This is a genomic window from Pseudomonas sp. (genome assembly GCF_030147005.1).
Lineage (GTDB): Bacteria > Pseudomonadota > Gammaproteobacteria > Pseudomonadales > Pseudomonadaceae > Aquipseudomonas.
On record NZ_JASLAW010000220.1, the window covers coordinates 13163 to 39266 of the forward strand.

Here is a 26104-nt window from a genome sequence, read left to right on the forward strand (position 1 = left end):
CCGGCGACTGTGAACGCAGACGGGTTATTCAGTCTCTGAATGGCCGGTCACGATCCCGCTGTAGGCGCGAGCTTGCTCGCGAAAAACGTCAACGATAACGCGCTCATCATGATTTAACGCGGCGTCTTCGAGTTTTTCGCGAGCAAGCTCGCTCCTACAGGGAGCAGGTTCAACAGGGAGCAGGTTCAATCGGCGCTAGGCTTGGGTTGTTCGTAGCGGGCATTGAAGGCCTGGATGAAGCCGTTGCGCAAAATCGCGATAACCGCTGAAAACGCACTGACGTTTTGCTGATGCACGCTGCCGCTCAGCTCCACGCGGGTGGCGAACTGGTTTTTCCGTTGGTTCTTCAACACCGTCTCGCTGGCGCCGACCACGGCCTCCCAGATCGAGCGGAAGATGTTCTTGTCTTTGTTTTCCACGTCCTGCTGCCAGTCGAATACCTCGACATCGCGCAGCAGCGGCTTGATATAGCCGCTCAGCTGGCCTTTTTCCGCCTGGGCTTCGACCACCACGTCGCCGGTGCCGGCCTTGAAGTCGAACTTGCCGTAGGCCGAGGCAAAGTCATTCATGCGCTTGAGTTGCAGGTCGCGGGCGCGGAAGCGGAACTCGAACTCTTCGAAATCACTCAGCGGGTCAAAGGTGGCGCTGGCTTCCAGCGGCGCCTGGCCTTGCAGCAGCGCCTTGCCCTCGAAGCGCGCGTCGCGCTTGCCCTGGACGTCCACCACGTTGGTCAGGTTGTATAAACTGGCGTTGACCTCGGTGGCGTTGATATTCACCTCAGGCTTGGAACTGAAGTTATGAAAGGCGATCTTGCCGTCTTCGATGCGCACTTCGTTGAGGGTGATCGGCAGCAGCTTGCTCAGTTGTGCCTGCCAGTCGGTGCCTTTACCGGTCTGGGACGCCTGCTTGTTGGCGCCGCCGTCGACGAAGTTTATCTCTGGCCGTACGAAATGCCCTTCGGCCACGACGGCATGGTCGTACCACAGTGAATGCCAGCTTACCGCGAACTCGATCAGCGGCGCCTTGACGAACGGCACCGGTACCTTGCCGTCCACCTTGACGATTTGCAGACCGTTGATCCGGTAGGCGCCGCGCCACAAGGCCAGGTCCACATCGGCGATTTCGCCACGGTAATCGCCCATGTCGGCGAGCTTTTCATTCAGGTAATTACGCACCAGGTAAGGCAGCGCGATGTGTACGGCAACCAGCACCAGCACCAACCCGGCGATGGTCCAGAGCGGCCAGCTGTAGCGACGTTTCATGGGGCAGTTCTCCTTGCTCGTAGGAGATTGACTGCGGCAAGAGGCGCAACGTTCCCGACTGGACGCCTTGTGGCACGAGGCATACCCTTGGGACCTTTCTGAACATTGCCAAACAGGACCCGTCATGAGCCGCATTTTTGCAGACAACGCGCACTCCATCGGTAATACGCCCCTGGTGCAGATCAACCGCATCGCGCCGCGCGGGGTCACCATCCTCGCCAAAATTGAAGGGCGTAACCCCGGCTACTCGGTGAAGTGCCGCATTGGCGCCAACATGATCTGGGACGCGGAAAGCAGCGGCAAACTCAAGCCGGGCATGACCATTGTCGAACCCACCTCCGGCAATACCGGTATCGGCCTGGCGTTCGTGGCGGCGGCGCGGGGCTACAAACTGCTGCTGACCATGCCCGCGTCGATGAGCATCGAGCGCCGTAAAGTGCTCAAGGCTCTGGGCGCCGAGCTGGTGCTGACCGAACCGGCCAAGGGCATGAAAGGCGCCATTGAGAAAGCCGGGGAAATCGTTGCCGGTGACCCGGGCACCTACTTTATGCCGGCCCAGTTCGAAAACCCGGCCAACCCTGCCATCCACGAAAAAACCACCGGCCCGGAAATCTGGAACGACACCGATGGCGCGGTGGACGTGCTGGTGGCGGGCGTGGGCACCGGCGGCACCCTCACCGGCGTGTCGCGTTATATCAAGAACACCGCGGGCAAACCGATCCTGTCGGTGGCAGTGGAGCCGGCCGTGTCGCCGGTGATCACTCAGGCGCTGGCCGGCGAAGAGATCAAGCCCAGCCCGCACAAGATCCAGGGCATTGGTGCCGGTTTCGTGCCGAAAAACCTCGACCTGTCGATGGTCGACCGCGTGGAGTTGGTCACCGACGAAGAATCCAAGGCCATGGCCCGGCGCTTGATGCAGGAAGAAGGCATTTTGTGCGGCATCTCATGCGGTGCCGCCATGGCGGTGGCGGTGCGCCTGGCCGAGAAACCGGAAATGCAGGGCAAGACCATCGTGGTGATCCTGCCGGATTCGGGTGAGCGCTACCTGTCGAGCATGCTGTTCAGCGATTTGTTCACCGAGCACGAAACCCAGGCTTGATGAAGCCATGTGGCGAGGGAGCCGGCTCCCGCTGGAGTGCGTAGCGCTCCCGTTTTTTCAGGGCTGCGGCGCGGCCCAATGGGAGCAAGCTCCCTCGCCACAGGCTTGATATGTGTCAGATGATCGGCCAAGGCCTTCTGCATAATGGCCCAAATGTTTATCATGGCCGGCTGCTACGTCTGCTGTTGGCCAGGCGCTTATTTCCAGGAGTTGCTGCATGACCTTTTCTTTGGCCGCCAAACTGTCGGTGTTGCTGCTGTTTATCGGCAGCACGCTGTATGTGCACCTGCGCGGCAAGGCCCGCTTGCCGATGCTGCGCCAGTTCGTCAACCATTCGGCGCTGTTCGCCCCTTATAACGCCTTGATGTACCTGTTCTCCGCGGTACCGTCCAAGCCCTACCTGGACCGCAGCAAGTTCCCGGAACTGGACGTGCTCAAGGACAACTGGGAAGTGATCCGCGAAGAGGCCATGCACCTGTTCGACGAGGGCTACATCCGCGCCGCCGAAAAGAACAATGATGCGGGTTTCGGCTCGTTCTTCAAAAAAGGCTGGAAGCGTTTCTACCTCAAGTGGTACGACAAACCCCTGCCATCGGCCGAAGCCCTGTGCCCGAAAACCGTGGCGCTGGTCAGCAGCATCCCTAACGTCAAGGGCGCGATGTTCGCGCTGTTGCCGGGCGGCAGCCATTTGAACCCGCACCGCGACCCGTTCGCCGGCTCCCTTCGTTATCACCTGGGGCTGTCCACGCCGAACTCCGACGACTGCCGCATCTTCGTCGACGGTCAGGTCTATGCCTGGCGCGACGGTGAGGACGTGATGTTCGACGAAACCTACGTGCACTGGGTGAAAAACGAGACTGAAAAGACCCGTGTGATTCTGTTCTGCGACATTGAACGCCCGCTGAGCAATCGCCTGATGACCGGCATCAACCGCTGGGTCAGCAAGCAGTTGGGGCGTGCTACCGCGCCGCAGAACCTGGACGATGAGCGCGTGGGTGGGATCAACCAGGCGTATGCCTGGAGCAAGACCTTCAGCGACAAATTCAGCGGCCAGGTCAAGCAATGGAAGCGCAAGCATCCCAAGGCCTACCGCATTGCGCGGCCGGTATTGGCGGTGGTGGTGCTGGTGTTGCTGTGGAAGTGGTTGTTCTGATCCGAACACGATAGAAATTGTGGGAGCGAGCAAGCCCGCTCCCACTTTTGCTCTACGTCGTTTTTAAGAGGCGATCAGCTGGCGCAATACATAGTGCAGAATGCCGCCCGCCTTGAAGTACTCCACTTCGTTCAACGTATCAATCCGGCACAGCACCTCGAGCTTCTCGTTGCTGCCATCTTCCCGGGTAATCACCAGCGTCAGGCTCATCCTTGGCTCGATCTGGGCATCGGTCAGCCCGAGGATATCGATCTTTTCCTTGCCGGTGAGCTTGAGTGATTTGCGGTTCTGGTCCAGCTTGAACTGCAAGGGCAGCACGCCCATGCCCACCAGGTTGGAACGGTGGATGCGCTCGAAGCTTTCGGCGATTACCGCCTTGACCCCCAACAGGTTGGTGCCCTTGGCCGCCCAGTCGCGGCTTGAGCCGGTGCCGTACTCTTGGCCGGCGATCACCACCAACGGGGTGCCCGACGCCTGATATTTCATGGCGGCATCGTAAATCGCCATCTTTTCGCCAGTCGGGATGTACAGCGTATTGCCGCCTTCTTCGCCGCCGAGCATTTCATTGCGGATACGGATATTGGCAAAGGTGCCGCGCATCATCACTTCATGGTTGCCCCGGCGTGAGCCGTAGGAGTTGAAGTCCCGTGGGTCCACGCCTTGCTCGCGCAGGTAGCGGCCGGCGGGGCTGTCGGTCTTGATGTTGCCGGCGGGGGAGATGTGGTCGGTGGTCACCGAGTCGCCCAGCAGGGCCAGCACATTGGCGCCCTTGACGTCTTCGATCACCGGCAGCGGGCCGGCAATGTCGTCAAAGAATGGCGGATGCTGGATATAAGTGGAATCTTCCTGCCACACATAGGTTGCCGCCTGCGGCACTTCAATCGCTTGCCACTGTTCGTCGCCGGCAAATACCTCGGCGTATTCCTTGTGGAACATGCCTGTGCTGACCTGGGCCACCGCGTCGGCGATCTCCTGGCTGCTTGGCCAGATGTCTCTGAGGTACACCGGGTTGCCTTGCTGATCGTTACCCAGCGGCTCGCTGCTGATATCGATACGCACCGTACCGGCCAGCGCGTAGGCCACAACCAGGGGCGGCGAGGCCAGCCAGTTGGTTTTCACCAGCGGATGCACGCGGCCTTCGAAGTTGCGGTTGCCGGACAGCACCGATGCGACGGTGAGGTCGGCTTTCTGGATGGCTTTTTCAATCGGTTCGGGCAACGGCCCGGAGTTGCCGATGCAGGTGGTGCAGCCGTAGCCCACCAGGTCGAAGCCAAGTTTGTCCAGGTATTGGGTGAGGTCGGCCGCCTTGTAATAGTCGGTGACCACTTTCGAACCTGGCGCCAGCGAGCTTTTGACCCACGGTTTGCGCGTCAGGCCTTTCTCAACGGCCTTCTTCGCCAACAGCCCGGCCGCCATCATCACGCTGGGGTTGGACGTGTTGGTGCAGGAGGTAATGGCGGCGATCACCACGGCCCCGTTTTTCAGGCGATAGGTGCTGCCTTCGTATTCGTAATCGGTTTCGCCCACCAGGTCGGCATTGCCCACGGCGACGCCGCCACCGCCTTCGCTTTCCAGGCGGCCTTCTTCCTTGCTGGTGGGTTTGAATTGCAGGTCGAGGAAGTCACTGAACGCCTGGCCTACGTTGGGCAGGGCGACGCGGTCTTGTGGGCGTTTCGGCCCGGCGAGGCTGGCTTCGACGCTGCCCATGTCCAGGGCCAGGGTGTCGGTGAATATCGGCTCCTGGCCAGCGTTGCGCCATAGGCCCTGGGCCTTGGTGTAGGCCTCGACCAGTTTGACGGTTTCTGCCGGGCGACCGGACAGGCGCAGGTAATCCAGCGTCACCTCGTCTACCGGGAAAAAACCGCAGGTGGCGCCGTATTCAGGCGCCATGTTGGCGATGGTGGCGCGGTCGGCCAGGGGCAGATCGGCCAGGCCGTCGCCATAAAATTCGACGAATTTACCCACCACGCCTTTTTTGCGCAGCATCTGGGTCACGGTCAGCACCAGGTCGGTGGCGGTGATGCCTTCTTTCAATTTACCCGTTAGCTTGAAGCCGATCACTTCCGGGATCAGCATCGACACCGGTTGGCCGAGCATCGCCGCTTCCGCTTCGATTCCGCCCACGCCCCAGCCGAGCACGCCGAGGCCGTTGATCATGGTGGTGTGGGAATCGGTGCCTACCAACGTATCGGGGAAGGCGTAGGTGCGGCCGTCTTCATCCTTGGTCCACACGGTGCGGCCAAGGTATTCCAGATTGACCTGGTGGCAGATGCCGGTGCCGGGCGGCACGACGCTGAAGTTGTCAAAGGCGCTTTGGCCCCAGCGCAGGAAGGCGTAGCGTTCGCCGTTGCGCTGCATTTCGATGTCGACGTTCTGCTCGAAGGCGTCGGCGTTGCCGAACTTGTCGACCATCACCGAGTGGTCGATCACCAGGTCGACCGGCGACAGCGGGTTGATGCGCTGCGGGTCGCCCCCGGCCTTGGCCACGGCGGCGCGCATGGCGGCCAGGTCGACCACGGCGGGCACGCCGGTGAAGTCCTGCATCAGCACGCGGGCGGGGCGGTATTGGATCTCACGATCGGACTGGCGTTCTTTGAGCCAGGCGGCAATGGCCTTGAGGTCGGTGCCCGTGACGGTTTTGTTGTCCTCCCAGCGCAGCAGGTTTTCCAGCAGCACTTTGAGCGACATCGGCAGCTTGTCCAGGTCACCCAGGCTCTTGGCGGCTTCGGGCAGGCTGAAGTAGTGGTAGGTTTTGCTGTCTATTTGCAGTGTCTTAAGGGTTCTCAGGCTATCGAGGGATGACATTACATGACTCCTTTTGGATCCGCACGGCCACGGACCTGACGGGACGAACAGAGCGTTCAACTTAGCGCTGTTTTCATTAGCAGGCTAATAACTGGACTCTATCGCTAAGTCCAAGGTTCCGAACTCGGCTATCATGCGCGCGTTTTCATGACAGGTATTGCGATAGAGCAATCCAGTTGCCAGGAGATTCAATTGAACACCCTTTTTATGCACTGCCGCCCGGGTTTTGAAGGCGAAGTCTGTTCCGAGATCGCGGAACACGCCGCGCGCTTGAACGTTTCCGGCTACGCCAAGGCCAAGACCGGCAGCGCTTGCGCCGAATTTGTCTGCACTGAGGAAGACGGCGCGCAGCGCCTGATGCACGGCCAGCGCTTCGCCGAGCTGATCTTCCCAAGGCAGTGGGCGCGCGGGGTGTTTATCGACCTGCCGGAAACCGACCGCATCAGCGTGATCCTCGCCCACCTGCGTGAATTCCCGGTGTGCGGCAGCCTGTGGCTGGAGATGGTGGATACCAACGACGGCAAGGAACTGTCGAACTTCTGCAAGAAATTCGAAGTGCACCTGCGCAAAGCCTTGCTTAACGCCGGCAAGCTGGTGGACGACCCGAGCAAGCCGCGCCTGCTGCTGACGTTCAAGAGCGGCCGCGAAGTGTTCATGGGCCTGGCCGAGTCGAACAACTCGGCGATGTGGCCCATGGGCATCCCGCGCTTGAAATTCCCGCGCGACGCGCCGAGCCGCTCAACCTTGAAGCTGGAAGAGGCCTGGCACCACTTCATCCCCCGCGAGCAGTGGGACGAGCGCCTGCACGGCGACATGACCGGTGTCGACCTCGGCGCGGCCCCCGGTGGCTGGACGTGGCAGTTGGTCAACCGGGGCATGCTGGTGACCGCCATCGATAACGGCCCCATGGCCGAGAGCCTGATGGACACTGGCCTGGTGCAACACCTGATGGCCGACGGTTTCACCTTCGTGCCCAAGCAGCCCGTGGACTGGATGGTGTGCGACATCGTCGAGAAACCCGCGCGCAACGCAGCCTTGCTGGAAACCTGGATCGGCGAGGGGCATTGCCGCGAGGCGGTGGTCAACCTCAAGCTGCCGATGAAGCAGCGTTACGCCGAAGTGAAGCGTTTGCTGGAGCGGATCGAGGAAGGCTTCAAGGCACGCGGCATTCGTGTGGAGATCGGCTGCAAGCAGCTGTATCACGACCGCGAGGAAGTGACGTGCCACTTGCGCCGGCTGGTAGATGTAAAGAAACCCAAAAGACACTGATATCAACTGTGGGAGCGGGCTTGCTCGCGAACGCGGTGTAACAGTCGAAATGTATGTTGAATGTGCCCGCGTCTTCGCGAGCACGCCCGCTTCCGCACTGGGGCGGGTGTTTCTCAGGAGTGAAGTATGAGTGACTTACCCGTCGACGGCACCCTTGATGCCACCGGCCTCAACTGCCCCGAACCGGTGATGATGCTGCACCAGCACATCCGCGACCTGCCTGCGGGCGGCCTGCTCAAGGTGATCGCGACCGACCCGTCGACCCGCCGCGATATTCCCAAATTCTGCGTGTTCCTGGACCATGAACTGGTGGATCAGCAGGAGCAGGCCGGTACGTACCTGTACTGGATTCGCAAGAAAGCCGATTAACCCCGTGCCTTGTCGGCGTGGATACGCCGGCGCGCACTGCGCGCCAGGCGCACCAGCAGCATGCCTGCCGCGCAGCTCAGGCCTACGATCAGGCCTTGCCACAAACCGCTTGGGCCGCTGGGTTCGCCCAGCCAGTCGGTAAGCCCCAGGGCATAACCCACCGGCAAGCCCACGCCCCAGTAGGCAAGCAGGGTCAGCAGCATGGTGACCCGGGTGTCCTGATAGCCGCGCAGCGCGCCGGCGGCTGTCACCTGGATCGAGTCGGAGAACTGGAACAACGCCGAAAACACGATCAGCATCGATGCCAGGTGGATGACCACAGGGTCAGGGGTGTAGATCGCCGCAATCTGCTCGCGAAACATCAGCATCAGGCTGCAGGAGAAGCAGGCATAGGCCAGCGCGGTGCCCATGCCGACCCCGGCGGCGAAGCGGGCTTCACGCGGTTCGCCGCGGCCCAGGGCCTGGCCGACGCGCACGGTGACGGCCATGCTCAGGGAGTAGGGGATCATGAATACCAGTGAGCTGACATTCAGCGCGATCTGATGGCCGGACACCACGGTGGCCCCCAGGCTGCCGAGCAGCAGGGCGATCACCGCAAAGATGCTCGACTCGGCAAAGATCGCCACGCCAATCGGCAGGCCGATCCCCAGCACACGCTTGATCACCGCCCATTGCGGCCAGTCGAAGCGCTTGAACAATTCACTGCTCTGATAGGCCTGCCCCCAGCGCGTCCACCCGGCCATGCCGAGCATCATCACCCACATCGCGATCGCCGTGGCCCAGCCGCAGCCTGCGCCGCCCATGGCCGGCAGGCCGAGGTGACCGTAGATGAAGATGTAGTTCAGCGGAATGTTCAGCGCTAACCCGCACAACCCCATGACCATGCTCGGCCGCGTACGGCCCAGGCCATCACTGAAGCAGCGAAACACGTAATACAGCGCAACGGCCGGCATCCCGGCTGCGATGCCGTACAGGTAGCCCATGGAAGGCTCGATCAAGTCGGGCTCGACTTTCATCGCGTGCAGCACCGGCTCTGCGCAAAGCAGCAACAGTGCGCCGCACAGGCCGACCACCACGGCCAACCACAGTGACTGGCGCACCAATGGCCCGATTTCGTTGTACTTGCCCGCGCCGTAGCGCTGCGCGACTTTCGGCGTGGTGGCCAGCAGGGTGCCGGTCATCAACAGGTATACCGGGATCCAGATCGAGTTACCCAGGCCGACCGCCGCCAGGTCTTTGGGGCTGACGCGTCCGGCCATCACCGCATCGACGAAGCTCATCGCGGTGGTCGCCAGTTGGCCGATGATGATCGGCAGGGCGAGTGTCAGCAGGCCGCGCACTTCCCGGCTGATGCGGGCGGGGCGGGTGAGGGTAGCGGTGGCAGTGTTCACGTACAGGTGTCCCGTAAAGAGGCAATCACAAGGACCGCGGATTCTACGCCTTGACACAGTGGTCAGGAAAAAACCTGTGTTGGGGATTTGTAAGCAACACTCCTATCCCTTGTGGCAGCCCGCTCCAACATTGGCTCTGCGGTGTCGTCCGGATCTTCTGTACACTGCTGGTCCGCCAAAGGAGCCTGCCATGCTGATTGTTGCCGACGAAAATATTCCGCTGCTCGATGCATTCTTCCAGGGATTTGGCGAGATTCGCCGCGTGCCCGGCCGTTCCATTGACCGCGCCACGGTCGAGCAGGCCGATGTGCTGCTGGTGCGCTCGGTAACCAACGTCAACCGGGCCTTGCTCGAAGGTACGAAGGTGGGTTTTGTCGGCACTTGCACCATCGGCACCGATCATCTGGACCTCGATTATTTCAGGCAGGCCGGTATCCAGTGGGCCAGCGCACCCGGCTGCAATGCTCGGGGCGTGGTGGATTACGTGCTGGGCAGCTTGCAGACGCTGGCCGAAATCGAAGGCGCCGACCTCGCCCGGCGCACCTATGGCATCGTTGGCGCCGGCGAGGTCGGTGGGCGGCTGGTCAAGGTGCTCAAGGGCCTGGGTTGGAACGTGCTGGTGTGTGACCCGCCACGGCAGATCGCTGAAGACGGCGATTACGTGAGCCTGCCGCAGATCATCGAACAATGCGATGTCATCAGCGTGCACACGCCGCTGACCAAGTCCGGCAATGGTTCCACCTGGCATCTGTTCGATCGCCAGCGCCTTGAGCGGCTCAAGCCCGGCACCTGGCTGATCAACGCCAGCCGAGGCGCGGTAGTGGACAACGCCGCCCTGCGCGAAGTGTTGCTGGAGCGCGAAGACCTGCAAGCGGTACTGGATGTGTGGGAGGGCGAGCCGCAGGTGGATGCCGACCTGGCTGACCTGTGCGTGCTGGCCACGCCGCATATCGCCGGCTACAGCCTGGACGGCAAGCAGCGCGGCACCGCGCAGATCTATCAAGCCTTTTGTGCGCACCTGGGCCAGGAACCGAGCATTCAGTTGAGCGATTTGTTGCCCGCGCCGTGGCTGGCCGAGGTGCACCTGAACGCCTCGACCGACCCGGCCTGGGCGTTGGCGACGCTATGCCGCAGCGTGTACGACCCGCGCCGGGACGATGCGGATTTCCGTCGCAGCCTGGTGGGAACGGTAGAAGAGCAGCGCAAGGCTTTTGACCTGTTGCGCAAGCATTACCCGGAGCGTCGTGAAATTGATGGTTTGAAAGTGCGGATCCATGGCGAGTCCGCAGCCCTTTCCCGCATTGTCGCCGCCCTTGGCGCCGAAGCGGTTTAGCACCCATAAAAAACCCGGCCACCTGGGCCGGGTTTGCAAGAGCGTCGGCGCTTCAGCCTTGCTGTGCAGGCTTGACCAGGCGCTGTTCCAGTTCGCTGCACGCTTGCTGGATCATGTCTTCGGTAATCTGCACTTCGCGGCCCTTGGCATCTATGTAAGAGCAAGGCAGCTGCTGCGGTTGGCGGATCACTTCAATCTGGGCACTGCTGCTGTGTTGCAAGGTCATGGCCTGTCTCCTCCTCAGGTTGTGTACCTACTTTAATTCCCCCGCGTGACCGAGCTGTTACAACTCCTTACACGATCATCGGTTCGAACACCCAGTCCACCAGAAACCGGCACATATTTCCAGATCAGTCTTAGACCGATAGCCTCTAGCGGCATCTATCGGCGGGCATAATTAACCTGACTCATTGTTATTCTCCCAAGTTCCCCCAATGTTGATGGATAGACTCCGTCAGTGGTGAATCCCTTATGTTCTCAACCCGTCAACGCCGCGCAATCCGCTTGGCCAGCCGCTTTATCGCGCCCTACCGCTGGCAGGCGCTGGGTGCCCTGTTGGCGCTGATCGTTACCGCCGGCATCACCTTGTCCATGGGGCAGGGGATCCGCCTGCTGGTCGACCAGGGTTTCATGACCCAGTCGCCGCACCTGCTCAATCAGTCCATCGCACTGTTCATGGTGCTGGTGCTGGGCCTGGCGGTGGGCACGTTCACGCGTTTCTACCTGGTGTCGTGGATTGGCGAGCGGGTGGTGGCGGACATTCGCCGGCAGGTGTTCAACCACCTGATCTACCTGCACCCAGGCTTCTACGAGAACAACCGCAGCTCGGAAATCCAGTCACGCCTGACCACCGATACCACTTTGCTGCAATCGGTGATCGGTTCATCGCTGTCGCTGTTCCTGCGCAATGCCTTGATGGTCATCGGCGGTATCGTGCTGCTGTTCATCACCAACCCCAAGCTCACCAGCATTGTCGTGGTGGCGTTGCCTCTGGTGCTGGCGCCGATCCTCATTTTTGGCCGACGCGTGCGCAGCCTGTCGCGCCAGAGCCAGGACCGCATCGCCGATGTCGGCAGCTATGTGTCCGAGACATTGGGCCAGATCAAGACGGTGCAGGCCTATAACCATCAGGTCCAGGACGAACAACGTTTCGCCGTGACCGTGGAAGAAGCGTTCACCACCGCGCGCAAACGCATCCTGCAACGTTCCTGGCTGATTACCCTGGTGATCATGCTGGTGCTCGGTGCCGTGGGCGTGATGCTGTGGGTCGGCGGGATGGACGTGATCAGCGGGCGCATTTCCGGCGGCGAGCTGGCGGCGTTTGTGTTCTACAGCCTGATCGTCGGCAGCGCTGTCGGCACCTTGAGCGAAGTGCTCGGCGAGTTGCAGCGGGCCGCCGGTGCGGCGGAGCGGATCGGCGAGCTGTTGCAGTCGAGCAACGAAATCACGGCGCCGGCCAGCGGCGGCGTGCGCTTGCCGGAGCGTGTCAGCGGGCGCATGGAACTTCAGGACCTGCGCTTTTCCTACCCGTCACGGCCCGACAGCTACGCCATCGACGGCCTGAACCTGACCGTCAACCCCGGTGAAACCCTCGCGTTGGTGGGGCCTTCCGGCGCGGGCAAGTCGACGATCTTCGACCTGCTGCTGCGCTTCTACGACCCCCGGCAAGGCCGTATCCTGCTCGAAGGCCAACCGCTGACCGACCTCGACCCGCTCGACCTGCGCCGCCATTTTGCTCTGGTATCCCAGAGCCCGGCGCTGTTTTTCGGCAGTGTCGAAGACAACATCCGCTACGGTAACCCGACGGCCTCCCGCGAGCAGGTCGAAGCCGCGGCGCGCATCGCCCATGCCCACGACTTCATCCTGCAAATGCCCGACGGCTACCAGACCCACCTGGGCGACGGTGGCCTGGGCCTCTCCGGTGGTCAGCGTCAACGCCTGGCCATCGCCCGCGCGTTGCTGGTAGACGCGCCCATCCTGCTGCTGGACGAAGCCACCAGCGCCCTCGATGCCCAGAGCGAACACCTGATCCAGCAAGCCCTGCCGCAGTTGATGCAAGGCCGTACCACCCTGGTGATTGCGCATCGCCTGGCCACAGTGAAAAACGCCGATCGGATTGCGGTGATGGACCAGGGCAAGCTGGTGGCGGTGGGCACGCATCAGCAGTTGATTGCGAGCAATCCGCTGTATGCGCGGTTGGCGGCGTTGCAGTTCAGTGATGGGGATAACGTGGAATGAAGCTGCGGTGTGCCTGTGCGTCAGGGCAGTCTGGCGTTGGCCGAGGCAGTGTAAAAATAAAGCCGCTGCTGACTAATGCAGTCAGTTAAGACAGAACCGATCCCTGTGGCGAGGGAGCTTGCTCCCGCTGGGGCGCGAAGCGGCCCCAAAAATGGGACTGCTACGCAGTCCAACGGGAGCAAGCTCCCTCGCCACAGGTCGCAGGTTTTTCTGCTTTAGCGCTTAACTGACCGGCATTAGCCGCTGCTGACCTCATAAAAAATGCCCGCATTTTTCAATGCGGGCATTTTTTCGCTTCACACTTGCCGCTTGAAGCCTCTTTGCTTATTGATCATCAAAGTACCGCTCATGCCAATCCACCAGCGGCTGCGGTGAATTGAGCTTTTGCCCGTAGATCACCGAGTAAGACAGCACGTTCTGCACATACTGACGGGTTTCGTCGAACGGGATGCTTTCCACCCACACGTCGAAACTCAGGTGGTCGGCGCCGCGTAGCCACTGGCGCACGCGACCGGGGCCGGCGTTGTAAGCGGCGGAGGCAAGCACGCGGTTGCCGTTGAACTGGCTGTGCACCTGGCTCAGGTAGGCTGCGCCGAGCTGGATGTTTTTGTCCGGGTCCAGCACCTGAGCCGGGGAGGCCAGGGGAATGCTGAACTTGCGCGCGGTTTCCTTGGCGGTGCCGGGCATCAGTTGCATCAGGCCGCTGGCGCCGACGCCGGAGCGGGCGTCGTCCATGAAGGCGCTTTCCTGGCGGGTAATCGCGAACACCCAGCTTGAATGCAGGCCGCGTACCTTGGCTTCGCGCACGAGGGTGTCGCGATGGGCCATCGGGAAGCGGATGTCCAGGTCGTCCCAGTATTGCGCCTGGCTGATGGTGCGGATCGCCGGGAAGTACCACTTCATGTCGTAGGCCAGCTTCGCCTGCGCGACCATTTCATCGCGGTTGAAGTGACGGCTGACGTGGTACCACTCGCGGCGGCCATCGACAATCTGGCCACGGGCATAGAACTCCAGGGCACGGCGTACGCCTGGGGTATTGCGCACTTTATTGAGCAGCGCCTGGCTCATCACCAGCGGCTTGTTGTTCAACTGGTAAGGGGTCTTGGAGCGGTCAGCGGCGAGGAAGCCATAGAAGTCGCGCTCCTTGGCCACGTTTTTATACAGCACCAACGCTTGAGGGTTTTTCGGTTCGGCCAGCTCCAGGCTGCGCGCCTGCCAGTAGCGCCAGCGGTTGGTGGTGGCCAAATCCTGCGGCAGCTTGCGGGTCAACTGGTACGCATCTTCCCAGCGTGCCAGGCGCAACAGCAGGCGCAGGCGCCATTCGGAGACGGTATTGTCACGTAGCTCCGGGTCGTACTTCGTCATCACGTCCAAGGCGCGAGGGTCGTAGCGACGTGCCAGGGTCAGGCCGATTTCCCGGGCGATCGACACTTTTTCGTCGCGGGAGAAGCGCATGCTGCTCGCGTAGCCGTCGAGCAGGGCCATGGCCTTGTCAGGGTCCTGGCGTGCCAGCCGGCGCAGGCCCAGGCCCACGGCGTCAGACATGGCCTCGGTGGCCGGCAAAAAGCGCGACGGGTCGCTGAGCATATCGGGCTTTTGCGCCACGTCGATCATCAGGCGGCCCTGGGCGCCGAGCGTTGGCAGGGTTTTTACCAGGCTGTTGGCCAGTGCGTAGTTGCGTGCTTCGGCGGCGAGCTTGGTGCGGTCCCAGATTTTTTGTTCGGTCAGCTGGCCGTCAGCCGCCCACTGGCTGAAGGTCGTGTCACAGGCGGCCGGCTGGGATTTACCGGTCATCCACAGCTTTTCGCTGGTCTTGTAGCCTTCGGCCTTGAGGTTGTGGGCCAATTGGAACTGGCCGTGCAGGCAGTCCAGCTCGACGAAATTGAGCTTGGTATCGTAGTACTTTTCAAAGGTCTGCCAGTCACCCCGCTCGGCCAGCCAGCGCAACCAGCGCAGCTTCATCCAGTTGGCCTGGGGCAGGTCGCCGTTTTTGGCGAGAAACTGCTCGATTTCCTGGTTGCTCGCGGTTTTAAGGCGCGCGGTCAGTTCGTCATAGGCCAGGTACGGCGTCAACGGGTAGTCGGCCAGCGCCTGGCTGTATTGCATGTACGGGCCGCTGTCACCCCTGGCCAGGGCGCGCTTGGCTTCATCGTAATATTGACGTTGGGTGGTGAGGTCCACGGCCTGGGCAGATTGAACGGCGGTGGCGGAGAGAAGCAGGCAGGATAAAAAGTTGAAAAGGCGACTGCGCATGAGACGTCCGTGCAGAGAAATCACGACTAGCACCGGCATCGCCGACACTGATTGCCCCTAGCTTAGCCTTTTGCCAGCGGCCGGCGAAAGCTTTGCCGGCCGGTTGGTTCAAGTTCGCGGAAAATGTCTTGAAGAACGTGCCTGCAGCGAAAATGCTGGCCGCATCCCACTCTCAACTCAGGTAGAATGCGCGCCCAGTTTTTGGAGAAGCGTATGACCCTGCTCAAATTCAGCGATGTGTCCCTTGCTTTCGGCGCTATGCCGTTGTTGGACAAGGTGTCCTGGCAGATCGCCCGTGGTGAGCGGGTGTGCATCATCGGCCGCAACGGTACCGGCAAATCCAGCATGATGAAGTTGGTCAAGGGCGACCAGAAGCCCGACGAAGGCTCTGTTTGGCGCGCCCCGGGCCTCAAGATTGGCGAATTGCCCCAGGAATTGCCGGTGGCCGACGAGCGGACAGTGTTCGACGTGGTTGCCGAAGGCCTGGACGGCGTTGGCGAATTGCTTGCGCAATACCATCACCTGGCGCAGAACTGTGTCACCGAGGAAGATCTGGACAAGCTGATGCACGTCCAGCAAGACCTCGAAGCCCGCGACGGCTGGCGCTTGCAGCAACTGGTCGACAGCACCCTGAGCCGCCTGCAACTGCCGGCCGACAAGACCCTCGCCCAGTTGTCCGGCGGCTGGCGTCGACGCGTGCTGCTGGCCCAGGCCCTGGTGTCCGAGCCGGATCTGCTGCTGCTCGACGAGCCGACCAACCACCTGGATATCGGCGCCATCGCCTGGCTGGAAGAAGCCCTCAAGGATTTCCAGGGCGCCGTGTTGTTCATCACGCACGACCGCTCCTTCCTGCAAAACCTGGCCACCCGCATCCTCGAACTGGACCGTGGCGGCCTGATCGACTGGAACGGCGACTACGCCAGCTTCCTGGTGCACAAGGAAGCCGCGCTCTCGGCTGAAGAGACCGCCAATGCCCTGTTCGACAAGAAACTGGCCCAGGAAGAAGTCTGGATCCGCCAGGGCATCAAGGCACGTCGCACCCGTAACGAAGGCCGTGTGCGTGCGTTGAAAGCGTTGCGCGTTGAGCGCAGCGAACGTCGCGAACGCACCGGCAAGGCCAATATCCAGCTGGACACCGCTGACAAGTCGGGCAAGCAGGTGATGGTGCTGGAGAACGTCAGCTTCCATCACCCGGACGGCCCGTTCCTGATCAAGGACTTCTCCATGGTCCTGGCGCGAGGCGACCGTATCGGCCTGCTGGGCGCCAACGGCACCGGCAAGACCACTTTGCTCAAGCTGATGCTTGGCGGTTTGCAGCCGACCAGCGGCACGGTGGAAGAGGGCACGCGTATCGACGTGGCCTACTTCGATCAGCTGCGCCACCAGTTGGACCTGGAAAAAACCGTGATCGACAACGTCGCCGAAGGCCGCGACTTTATCGACATCGACGGCCAGAGCCGCCACGTCCTCAGCTACCTGGGCGACTTCCTGTTCAGCCCGCAACGTGCACGTACGCCGGTAAAAGCCTTGTCCGGTGGCGAGCGCGCCCGCCTGCTGCTGGCCAAGTTGTTCAGCAAACCGGCAAACCTGCTGGTGCTCGACGAACCGACCAACGACCTCGACGTGGAAACCCTCGAGCTGCTTGAAGAGGTCTTGCTGACCTTCAACGGCACCGTACTGATGGTCAGCCACGACCGGGCATTCCTCGACAACGTGGTTACCAGCACCCTGGTCTTCGAAGGCGAAGGCAAGGTGCGCGAGTACGTTGGTGGTTATCAGGACTGGCTGCGCCAGGGCGGCTCGCCGCGTCTGTTGGGCGTGACCGAGAGCAAGTCCGGCAAGGCCGACCTGACCTCCGCAGTCGTCGCCCCCGTGGCCGCCGCTGCTCCGGTACAGGAAGCCGCACCCTCCACCAAGAAAAAACTCAGCTACAAGCTGCAGCGCGAGTTGGAAGCCTTGCCGGGTGATATCGACGCCAAGGAACAGCAGATCGCCGCGGTAGAAGCGGAAATGGCAGACGCGGGTTTCTACCAGCGCCCGGCAGCGGAGACGGCCAAGGTTATTGCTTCCCTCGAGAAGCTGAACCATGAGCTGGAAGTGCTGGTTGAGCGTTGGGCCGAGTTGGATGGCTGATTGATTCGGGGACAATAAAAAGCCCGGCGCTCGTTTTATGAGCGCCGGGCTTTTTTATAGAAAACGCGATTCAAAATGTAGGAACTGGCTTGCCTGCGATAGCGGCGTATCAGCCACCGGATGCATCAACTGACCGATTACTATCGCAATCCAGCTCCCACATTTGACCCTCAGTGCCTTACGGAGCCTTTACCAGCTTCACGGCCAACACATCGCACGGCGCGCCATGCAGGACGTCATTGGCGGTAGAACCCAGCAGCAGCGCCAGCCCATGTCGGCCATGGCTGCCGACCACGATCAGGTCGCAGCCTTGTTCCTTGGCCAGATGATGGATTTCCTGGCGCGGTTGGCCGTAGGTAAGGTGGGAGTTTTCCTTGCTCACTTCAGGGTATTTGAGGATCAATCGGTCAAGGCGCTCTTTGGCCTGGTCAAATTGCTGTTGCTGCAACTGGGAAAGGTCCATCGGCACGTCGCCACCAAAGGCCATGGCCATGGGCTCGACGATATGCACCAGTGACAGTTTGGCGCCATTGGCTACCGCAGAGTCCCTCGCGCGCTTGATCACTGGGTCGCACTCTTCGGTCAGGTCGACGGCGACCAGAATATGTTCGTAGGACATGGGGCGTTCCTCCAGGGGACTGCAATAGATTCAGTATGGCTGCTTTCAAGCGGATCGGCTTGCGTCAGATCAAAACCGCTCATCAGGAAATTCGGGAGTACACATATGACGGTCTGGATAGTGGTGTCAATCCTTGTTGTGGTTCTGAGCCCTCTGGCATGGCTGCGCCCTTCGCGCCATCAGAGCGGGCGCATGGCCCTGCGCATGGAGGCGCGCCGCATCGGGCTGGCGATGCAGCTGGCGCCCCAGGAATGGCCGCACTGGCTCAAACAGGAGCCGCCCAGCCCCTGCGCGCAATACTGCCGGCCACGACGCGGCAGCACGCCGGCCATCTGGAGTTACTGGCAGTTGGAGCCGGGAGTATGGGTCAATCAATGGCGCGAGGTGTGCGTGGATGAGAAGTTGTTGCCGCATTTTTCAACGCTGCCTGCCAACGTCTACAAGGTTGAGGCCGACAAACAAATGATCGCCTTGTATTGGGGGGAGAAGGGCGAGGCGAGCGTGTTGAAGGATATTGATGCGCTGCTCAAGGCATTGGCCTGACGGCTCGCTTCTACAAAATCACCGCCAATAAAAAGCCCGACATAGCATCGGGCTGGAGTTGGCCAGGCAGGCCGGTAACTCGATATATCCCGCCGCAGGTATTCTTCGCAAGGCATTAGTGTTGCAGCGAGCCTGGCCGCTTATTCCTTCCTGTGCAGTCCTTTCCCTACGCTTGTTCATTATTGATCTTGTGAATAGTTGAATATTGACGGCTGGCGGGCTTAGGGTTGGGGTTCTGAAATGACTGGAAAGTCGCGTTTTTCCTAGCCTTTGGAGCGATTGACAATTGCCCGGAATTGGATGAAGGTGGCGTACCCAAATCAAACGGGCGTATGAATTGAGCGTTTGTCCTACAGGCGACTCTGACATAACCCCGACTCTCGCACTGGCGGGTGTGCCTGGCGGATTGGTGTGAGCATTGATGCAGCTATCAATGTCCAGCCAGAGGCCAGCGTCCGGTGTGTACTGTTCAGCTTCCATATCGTGGAGATCAGTTGATGATTTACGAAGGTAAAGCCATCACGGTTAAGGCTCTTGAAAGTGGCATCGTCGAATTGAAATTCGACCTCAAGGGTGAGTCCGTCAACAAGTTCAACCGTCTAACCCTGAACGAACTGCGTCAGGCCGTAGACACCATCAAAGCAGATGCTTCGGTCAAGGGCGTGATCGTCTCCAGCGGCAAGGACGTGTTTATCGTCGGCGCTGACATCACCGAATTCGTCGACAACTTCAAGCTGCCCGATGCCGAGCTGGTGGCTGGCAACCTCGAAGCCAACAAGATTTTCAGCGATTTCGAAGACCTCAACGTACCCACCGTTGCTGCGATCAACGGCATCGCCCTGGGCGGCGGCCTGGAAATGTGCCTGGCGGCAGACTTCCGTGTCATGGCCGCTTCCGCCAAGGTCGGCCTGCCTGAAGTCAAGCTGGGCATCTACCCGGGTTTTGGCGGCACTGTGCGTCTGCCGCGCCTGATCGGTGCCGACAACGCCATCGAGTGGATCGCCGCCGGCAAGGAAAACAGCGCTGAAGACGCGCTGAAAGTCGGTGCCGTCGACGCTGTGGTTGCTCTGGACAAACTGGCCGAAGCCGCGCTCAACCTGATCAAGGGCGCCATCAGCGGCGAATTTGACTACAAGGCCAAGCGTCAGCCGAAGCTGGAAAAACTCAAGCTCAACGCCATCGAACAAATGATGTCGTTCGAAACCGCCAAAGGTTTCGTGGCGGGCCAGGCCGGCCCGAACTACCCGGCGCCGGTCGAAGCGATCAAGACCATCCAGAAGGCCGCGAACTTCGGTCGCGACAAAGCCCTGGAAGTGGAAGCGGCAGGCTTCGTCAAACTGGCGAAAACCTCGGCGGCCCAGAGCCTGATCGGCTTGTTCCTGAACGATCAGGAACTCAAGAAAAAGGCCAAGGCTTACGACGAAATCGCCAAGGACGTGAAACAGGCCGCCGTACTGGGCGCCGGTATCATGGGCGGCGGTATCGCTTATCAGTCGGCGTCCAAAGGCACGCCGATCCTGATGAAAGACATCAACGAGCACGGTATCGAGCAGGGGCTGGCTGAAGCCGCCAAACTGCTGGTGGGCCGCGTTGATAAAGGTCGTATGACCGCTGCGAAAATGGCTGAAGTGCTTAACGGCATTCGTCCTACGCTGTCCTACGGTGATTTCGGCCATGTCGACCTGGTGGTTGAAGCCGTTGTCGAGAACCCGAAGGTCAAGCAGGCGGTACTGGCTGAAGTCGAAGCCCAGGTCAAAGACGACACCATCCTGGCGTCCAACACCTCGACCATTTCCATCAGCTTGCTGGCTAAAGCCCTCAAGCGTCCGGAAAATTTTGTCGGCATGCACTTTTTCAACCCGGTGCACATGATGCCGCTGGTGGAAGTGATCCGTGGTGAGAAGTCCAGCGAGCTGGCCGTGGCCACCACCGTTGCCTACGCCAAGAAAATGGGCAAGAACCCGATCGTGGTCAATGACTGCCCGGGCTTCTTGGTCAACCGCGTGCTGTTCCCTTACTTCGGCGGTTTCGCCAAGCTGGTCAGCGCCGGTGTGGACTTCGTGCGCATCGACAAGGTGATGGAAAAGTTCGGCTGGCCGATGGGCCCGGCGTACCTGATGGACGTGGTCGGCATCGACACCGGCCACCACGGTCGCGACGTCATGGCTGAAGGCTTCCCGGACCGCATGAAAGACGACCGTCGCTCGGCCGTCGACGCACTCTACGAAGCCAAGCGCCTGGGCCAGAAGAACGGCAAAGGCTTCTACGCCTACGAGACCGATAAGAAGGGCAAGCAAAAGAAAGTCGCCGACCCGTCGGTACTGGAAGTGCTCAAGCCGATCGTCTACGAACAGCGTGAGGTATCCGACGAGGACATCATCAACTGGATGATGATCGCCCTGTGCCTGGAAACCGTACGTTGCCTCGAAGACGGCATCGTCGAGACCGCCGCCGAAGCCGATATGGGCCTGGTGTACGGTATTGGTTTCCCTCCATTCCGTGGCGGTGCGCTGCGTTACATCGATTCGATCGGTGTTGCCGAGTTCGTTGCCCTGGCTGACAAATACGCTGATTTGGGCCCGCTGTACCACCCGACCGCGAAGCTGCGTGAAATGGCCAAGAACGGCCAGAGCTTCTTCGGTTAAGCGCCCATCGACTAGAGCGAGAATATTTATGAGCTTGAATCCAAGAGACGTCGTGATTGTCGACTTCGGTCGTACGCCGATGGGCCGCTCCAAGGGCGGCATGCACCGCAACACCCGCGCCGAAGATATGTCGGCGCACCTGATCAGCAAGCTGCTGGAACGCAACGTCAAGGTTGACCCGAACGAAGTCGAAGACGTGATCTGGGGCTGCGTTAACCAGACCCTGGAGCAGGGCTGGAACATTGCGCGCATGGCGTCGTTGATGACCCAGATCCCGCACACCGCGGCCGGCCAGACCGTAAGCCGCCTGTGCGGTTCGTCGATGAGCGCGCTGCACACCGCCGCCCAGGCGATCATGACCGGTAACGGCGATGTGTTCGTGGTCGGTGGCGTGGAGCACATGGGCCACGTCAGCATGATGCACGGCGTCGACCCTAACCCGCATATGTCGCTGTACGCGGCAAAAGCTTCCGGCATGATGGGCCTGACCGCGGAAATGCTCGGCAAGATGCACGGCATCACCCGTGAAGCCCAGGACGCGTTCGGCCTGCGCTCCCACCAGCTCGCTCACAAAGCGACCGTGGAAGGCAAGTTCAAGGATGAAATTATCCCGATGAACGGCTACGACGAGAACGGTTTCCTGAAACTGTTCGACTACGACGAAACCATTCGTCCGGACACTACCCTGGAAAGCCTGGCGGCGCTCAAGCCGGCCTTCAATCCAAAGGGCGGCACCGTGACTGCCGGTACGTCGTCGCAAATCACCGACGGTGCTTCGTGCATGATCGTGATGTCGGCGCAGCGTGCCCAGGACCTCGGTATCCAGCCGCTGGCGGTGATCCGTTCGATGGCCGTGGCGGGTGTGGACCCGGCGATCATGGGCTATGGTCCAGTACCGGCCACACAAAAAGCCTTGAAGCGCGCGGGCCTGACCATCTCCGATATCGACTTCTTCGAGCTCAACGAAGCTTTCGCCGCACAGGCCTTGCCAGTGCTGAAAGATCTGAAAGTACTCGACAAGATGAATGAGAAGGTTAACCTGCACGGCGGCGCGATTGCCCTGGGCCACCCATTCGGTTGCTCCGGTGCACGCATCTCCGGCACATTGCTTAACGTGATGAAGCAAAATGGTGGCAACCTTGGGGTTGCAACCATGTGCATTGGTCTCGGCCAAGGCATTTCCACCGTCTTCGAACGCGTCTAAGCGCTGAGTTGACGGAAGCCGGGGCCCAGTGCCCCGGTTTTTGTTTTTTGGAATTTTTAATTTTTTTTCAACAAATTTTGTAAGAGGGCCAGAACATGAAAGTCGAACCAGGGCTCTACCAGCATTACAAAGGTCCGCAGTACCGCGTTTTCAGTGTGGCGCGGCACTCCGAGACCGAAGAAGAAGTAGTGTTTTACCAAGCACTGTATGGCGATTACGGCTTTTGGGTGCGCCCCTTGAGCATGTTCCTGGAGACCGTCGAAGTTGACGGCGAGCACGTCCCGCGCTTTGCTTTGGTCCAGGCCGAACCCAGTCTTTTTAAAGGGCAATAACGGCAGGTCGCGCAGAATGCTGCGCTTGACCTCACCCGGTTGCCACTATATATAGCGTTGCCGCGACAGGCGCCAACTGCCTCTCACTTCTCGAATTCAGGAATTTTCCGATCCATGGGCAAATCGCTGGTCATTGTGGAATCCCCGGCTAAGGCCAAGACCATCAACAAGTACTTGGGCAATGAGTACGTGGTGAAGTCGAGTATCGGCCATATCCGAGACCTGCCCACCAGCGGTTCGGCTAGCGCCAGCAAGGAGCCTGCCGCCAAGCGCGGCAAGGCGGCCGCGGGCGAAGGTCCGGTGCTCACCCCTAAAGAGAAAGCGCGCAAGCAGCTGGTCTCACGCATGGGGGTAGACCCGGACCATGGCTGGAAGGCCAAGTACGAAATCCTTCCGGGCAAGGAAAAGGTCATCGAAGAGCTGCGCCGGCTCGCCAAAGATGCCGACACCATCTATCTCGCAACGGACTTGGACCGCGAAGGGGAAGCCATTGCCTGGCACCTGCGGGAAGCCATCGGCGGTGATGACAGCCGCTACAAGCGTGTGGTGTTCAACGAAATCACCAAGAAAGCCATTCAGGAAGCCTTCTCCAAGCCGGGCGAACTGGACATCGATCGCGTCAACGCCCAGCAGGCCAGGCGTTTCCTCGATCGCGTGGTGGGTTACATGGTTTCGCCACTGCTGTGGGCGAAAATCGCCCGTGGCCTGTCCGCCGGCCGTGTGCAATCGGTAGCGGTAAAGCTGGTGGTGGAGCGTGAGCGCGAGATTCGTGCGTTCAACCCTGAAGAATACTGGGAAGTCCACGCCGATCTGGGCACCGCCAAGGGCGCCAACGTGCGCTTTGAAGTGGCCCGCGAAAAAGGCGAGGCCTTCAAGCCGCTGAATGAAGCCCAGGCCATGGCCGCGCTGGAGAAGCTCAAGGCCTCCAGCTACAGCATCGTCAAGCGTGAAGACAAGCCGACCAGCAGCAAACCGTCGGCGCCGTTCATCACCTCCACCCTGCAGCAGGCCGCGAGTAACCGCCTGGGCTTTGGTGTGAAGAAAACCATGATGATGGCCCAGCGTCTGTACGAAGCCGGCTACATCACTTACATGCGTACCGACTCCACCAACCTGTCGCAAGACGCGGTGGCGATGGCGCGTACTTATATTGAAAGCGAATTCGGCAAGAAGTACCTGCCGGAAAAGCCAAACGTCTACAGCAGCAAGGAAGGCGCGCAGGAGGCTCACGAAGCGATTCGTCCGTCTGACGCCAACACCGAGCCAAGCAAGCTGAGCGGCATGGAGCGCGACGCCGAGCGCCTCTACGAGCTGATCTGGCGCCAGTTCCTGGCCTGCCAGATGCTGCCGGCGCAATACCTGTCCACCACCGTCAGCGTGGGGGCGGGTGACTTCGAGCTGCGTGCCAAGGGCCGCATCCTCAAGTTCGACGGTTATACCCGTGTGATGCCGCAAATCGCCAAGCCGGGCGACGACGATGTGCTGCCGGATATGGCTCAGGGCGATACGTTGAAGCTGATCAAGCTTGACCCGTCCCAACACTTCACCAAGCCACCGGCGCGTTATTCGGAAGCCAGTTTGGTCAAAGAGATGGAGAAGCGCGGTATCGGTCGTCCTTCGACCTATGCGGCGATCATCTCCACCATTCAGGACCGTGGCTACGTAGCGCTGCACAACCGTCGTTTCTATTCGGAAAAAATGGGTGACATCGTTACCGAGCGCCTGTCCGAGAGCTTCTCCAACCTGATGGACTACGGCTTCACCGCCGGCATGGAAGAGAACCTCGATGACGTGGCGCAGGGCGAGCGCGACTGGAAGAGCGTGCTGGACGAGTTCTACGGCGACTTCAAGAAAAAACTCGAAGTGGCCGAGAGCCCTGAGAGCGGCATGCGTGCCAACCAGCCGGTAATGACCGACATTCCGTGCCTCACCTGCGGCCGGCCGATGCAGATTCGTACAGCGTCCACCGGCGTGTTCCTGGGTTGCTCGGGGTACAGCCTGCCACCCAAAGAGCGCTGCAAGGCCACCGTTAACCTGGTGCCGGGCGATGAAATCGCGGCCGATGACGAGGGTGAATCCGAGTCGCTGGTATTGCGTGGCAAGCACCGTTGCCCGATTTGCAGCACGGCGATGGACGCTTATCTGCTGGATGAAAAGCACAAGCTGCACATCTGCGGTAACAACCCGGATTGCAACGGCTACGAGATTGAAGAGGGCACCTACCGCATCAAGGGTTACGAAGGTCCGAGCCTGGAGTGCGACAAGTGCGGCAGCGAGATGCAGCTCAAGACCGGCCGTTTCGGCAAGTTCTTCGGTTGCACCAACCCGACGTGCAAGAACACCCGCAAACTGCTGAAAAGCGGTGATGCGGCGCCGCCGAAGATGGACCCGGTGAAGATGCCCGAGCTCAAGTGCGAGAAGGTCAACGACACTTACATCCTGCGCGACGGTGCTTCGGGCCTGTTCCTGGCCGCCAGCCAGTTCCCGAAAAACCGCGAGACTCGTGCACCGCTGGTGATGGAAATCGTGCCGCACAAGGACGAGATCGATCCGAAGTACCACTTCCTGTGCGAAGCGCCGAAGAAGGACCCGGATGGTCGCCCAGCCGTGATCCGCTACAGCCGCAAAACCAAGGAGCAGTACGTGCAGACCGAAGTCGACGGCAAGCCTACCGGCTGGAAAGCCTTCTACGACGGCGGCAAGTGGAAGGTCGAGGACAAGCGTCAGGGCGCTTGATCGACTAATCCTGGAAACACAAAGGCCGCCTTTTCAGGCGGCCTTTTCTTGGTGCAGGAGCGAGCTCGCTCGCGAAGGTCGTTAACGATGACGCGAGAAATCTGATACACAGTGGTGCTCTAACGTTTTTCGTGAGCAAGCTCGCTCCTGCAAGCCAGCATCAGGCCTAATTCGTTGTGGAGATTGCCGTCATGGCCAACGAACTCTATACCCGTACCAATCAGAAAATTTACTTTGCGGGTTTGTCCCTGGAGGCTCTTGGCCGTGCCGAGGCGGGCAAGGAGCTGAATGCCATCGGGCTGGTCCAGGCGGGGCGTGAAGCCGCTCTGTTTCACCTGTACGGCGCCTTGTTGGGGCTATGCCATGAAATCGCCGGGTTCTATCGTTTGCCCCAGGCAGGTTCGCCCCGTGCGGAAATGATCATGGCTCGGGAAGTGCTGGAAACCATGGCGATCCCGGAGTTGGCCGAACTGGTGGAAATGGCCCAGAGCCCGGACAGTTGGGTGGCACGCCTGCTCAAGGCGCATGCCGACATGTTCCAGCCGCCTCGCGTTCCCCATGTACCCAAGGGGGATGTGACGCAGCCATTGATCGTGGCGGTTACATTGGAAGCGGATGAACCCAAGCCTCTGAGCCGGGAAGAGCTGGAAAGCTGGCGTCAGGAGCTGAAAAAGCTGGCACTGCGCTTTCGTGAAGGCTTGAGCGAGTGCTGAGCGGGCA

The 26104-nt window shown here is 60.6% G+C and carries 19 protein-coding genes; 13 read left to right on the plus strand and 6 right to left on the minus strand.

Annotated elements, in window-relative coordinates:
* Nucleotides 1-185 precede the first annotated feature (185 nt).
* Entirely contained in the window at nt 186-1262 is a 1077-nt protein-coding gene (locus Q1V60_RS20700; protein ID WP_300634091.1) for a DUF748 domain-containing protein, read from the minus strand.
* Between the two features lie 124 nt (nt 1263-1386).
* Here Q1V60_RS20700 and cysK point away from each other — a divergent pair, with 124 nt between their 5' ends.
* Together cysK and Q1V60_RS20710 are read left to right on the plus strand one after the other, a co-directional pair.
* The gene (gene cysK / locus Q1V60_RS20705) at nt 1387-2361 is read left to right on the plus strand and encodes a cysteine synthase A (RefSeq protein ID WP_300634093.1); all 975 of its coding nucleotides are present in this window, start codon (nt 1387-1389) and stop codon (nt 2359-2361) included.
* 217 nt (nt 2362-2578) lie between these two features.
* Nucleotides 2579-3514, plus strand: a complete 936-nt coding sequence (locus Q1V60_RS20710) for an aspartyl/asparaginyl beta-hydroxylase domain-containing protein (protein WP_300634096.1) — start codon at nt 2579-2581, stop codon at nt 3512-3514.
* Nucleotides 3515-3577: 63 nt separating this feature from the next.
* Here Q1V60_RS20710 and acnA read toward each other — a convergent pair whose 3' ends face one another.
* Nucleotides 3578-6319, minus strand: coding sequence for an aconitate hydratase AcnA (gene acnA, locus Q1V60_RS20715; protein ID WP_300634098.1), 2742 nt, complete (start codon nt 6317-6319; stop codon nt 3578-3580).
* Nucleotides 6320-6511: 192 nt separating this feature from the next.
* Here acnA and rlmM point away from each other — a divergent pair, with 192 nt between their 5' ends.
* On the plus strand, nt 6512-7588 hold the full coding sequence (gene rlmM, locus Q1V60_RS20720; protein WP_300634101.1) for a 23S rRNA (cytidine(2498)-2'-O)-methyltransferase RlmM: 1077 nt from the start codon (nt 6512-6514) through the stop codon (nt 7586-7588).
* 126 nt (nt 7589-7714) lie between these two features.
* Complete coding sequence (gene tusA / locus Q1V60_RS20725; RefSeq protein ID WP_300634103.1) at nt 7715-7957, plus strand: sulfurtransferase TusA; 243 nt, start codon at nt 7715-7717, stop codon at nt 7955-7957.
* Here tusA and Q1V60_RS20730 read toward each other — a convergent pair.
* The gene (locus tag Q1V60_RS20730) at nt 7954-9348 is read right to left on the minus strand and encodes an MATE family efflux transporter (protein ID WP_300634105.1); all 1395 of its coding nucleotides are present in this window, start codon (nt 9346-9348) and stop codon (nt 7954-7956) included. The two genes, tusA and Q1V60_RS20730, sit on opposite strands and share 4 nt — an antisense overlap.
* Nucleotides 9349-9538: 190 nt before the next feature.
* Here Q1V60_RS20730 and pdxB point away from each other — a divergent pair, with 190 nt between their 5' ends.
* On the plus strand, nt 9539-10681 hold the full coding sequence (gene pdxB, locus Q1V60_RS20735; protein ID WP_300634107.1) for a 4-phosphoerythronate dehydrogenase PdxB: 1143 nt from the start codon (nt 9539-9541) through the stop codon (nt 10679-10681).
* A 52-nt stretch (nt 10682-10733) separates the two neighbouring features.
* On the opposite strand, the gene Q1V60_RS20740 is transcribed toward pdxB, so the two are convergent.
* Nucleotides 10734-10907, minus strand: a complete 174-nt coding sequence (locus Q1V60_RS20740; RefSeq protein WP_300634110.1) for a PA1571 family protein — start codon at nt 10905-10907, stop codon at nt 10734-10736.
* A gap of 245 nt (nt 10908-11152) precedes the next feature.
* On the opposite strand from Q1V60_RS20740, the gene Q1V60_RS20745 reads away from it, so the two are divergent.
* Nucleotides 11153-12919, plus strand: coding sequence for an ABC transporter transmembrane domain-containing protein (locus Q1V60_RS20745; protein ID WP_300634111.1), 1767 nt, complete (start codon nt 11153-11155; stop codon nt 12917-12919).
* A gap of 324 nt (nt 12920-13243) precedes the next feature.
* Here Q1V60_RS20745 and Q1V60_RS20750 read toward each other — a convergent pair whose 3' ends face one another.
* Nucleotides 13244-15172, minus strand: coding sequence for a transglycosylase SLT domain-containing protein (locus Q1V60_RS20750; RefSeq protein WP_300634113.1), 1929 nt, complete (start codon nt 15170-15172; stop codon nt 13244-13246).
* A gap of 213 nt (nt 15173-15385) precedes the next feature.
* Here Q1V60_RS20750 and Q1V60_RS20755 point away from each other — a divergent pair, with 213 nt between their 5' ends.
* Nucleotides 15386-17305, plus strand: coding sequence for an ATP-binding cassette domain-containing protein (locus Q1V60_RS20755; RefSeq protein WP_300634116.1), 1920 nt, complete (start codon nt 15386-15388; stop codon nt 17303-17305).
* Nucleotides 17306-17483: 178 nt separating this feature from the next.
* On the opposite strand, the gene Q1V60_RS20760 is transcribed toward Q1V60_RS20755, so the two are convergent.
* A complete protein-coding gene (locus Q1V60_RS20760; RefSeq protein WP_300634119.1) occupies nt 17484-17924 on the minus strand; it encodes a universal stress protein in 441 nt (146 codons plus the stop codon).
* Between the two features lie 105 nt (nt 17925-18029).
* Between Q1V60_RS20760 and Q1V60_RS20765 the strand changes: the two genes are divergently transcribed.
* The 6 genes from Q1V60_RS20765 to Q1V60_RS20790 all read left to right on the plus strand — a co-directional run bounded on the left by Q1V60_RS20765 (nt 18030) and on the right by Q1V60_RS20790 (nt 26097).
* A complete protein-coding gene (locus Q1V60_RS20765; protein WP_300634122.1) occupies nt 18030-18467 on the plus strand; it encodes a hypothetical protein in 438 nt (145 codons plus the stop codon).
* Between the two features lie 497 nt (nt 18468-18964).
* Nucleotides 18965-21112, plus strand: a complete 2148-nt coding sequence (gene fadB, locus Q1V60_RS20770) for a fatty acid oxidation complex subunit alpha FadB (RefSeq protein WP_300634125.1) — start codon at nt 18965-18967, stop codon at nt 21110-21112.
* A 28-nt stretch (nt 21113-21140) separates the two neighbouring features.
* A complete protein-coding gene (gene fadA, locus Q1V60_RS20775; RefSeq protein ID WP_024074080.1) occupies nt 21141-22316 on the plus strand; it encodes an acetyl-CoA C-acyltransferase FadA in 1176 nt (391 codons plus the stop codon).
* Nucleotides 22317-22411: 95 nt separating this feature from the next.
* Nucleotides 22412-22648: a DUF1653 domain-containing protein gene (locus tag Q1V60_RS20780; RefSeq protein WP_300634129.1), complete on the plus strand. Its 237-nt coding sequence runs from the start codon at nt 22412-22414 to the stop codon at nt 22646-22648.
* Between the two features lie 114 nt (nt 22649-22762).
* A complete protein-coding gene (topA, locus tag Q1V60_RS20785; RefSeq protein ID WP_300634132.1) occupies nt 22763-25384 on the plus strand; it encodes a type I DNA topoisomerase in 2622 nt (873 codons plus the stop codon).
* A gap of 191 nt (nt 25385-25575) precedes the next feature.
* Complete coding sequence (locus tag Q1V60_RS20790) at nt 25576-26097, plus strand: DUF6586 family protein (RefSeq protein WP_300634135.1); 522 nt, start codon at nt 25576-25578, stop codon at nt 26095-26097.
* Nucleotides 26098-26104: the final 7 nt, after the last annotated feature.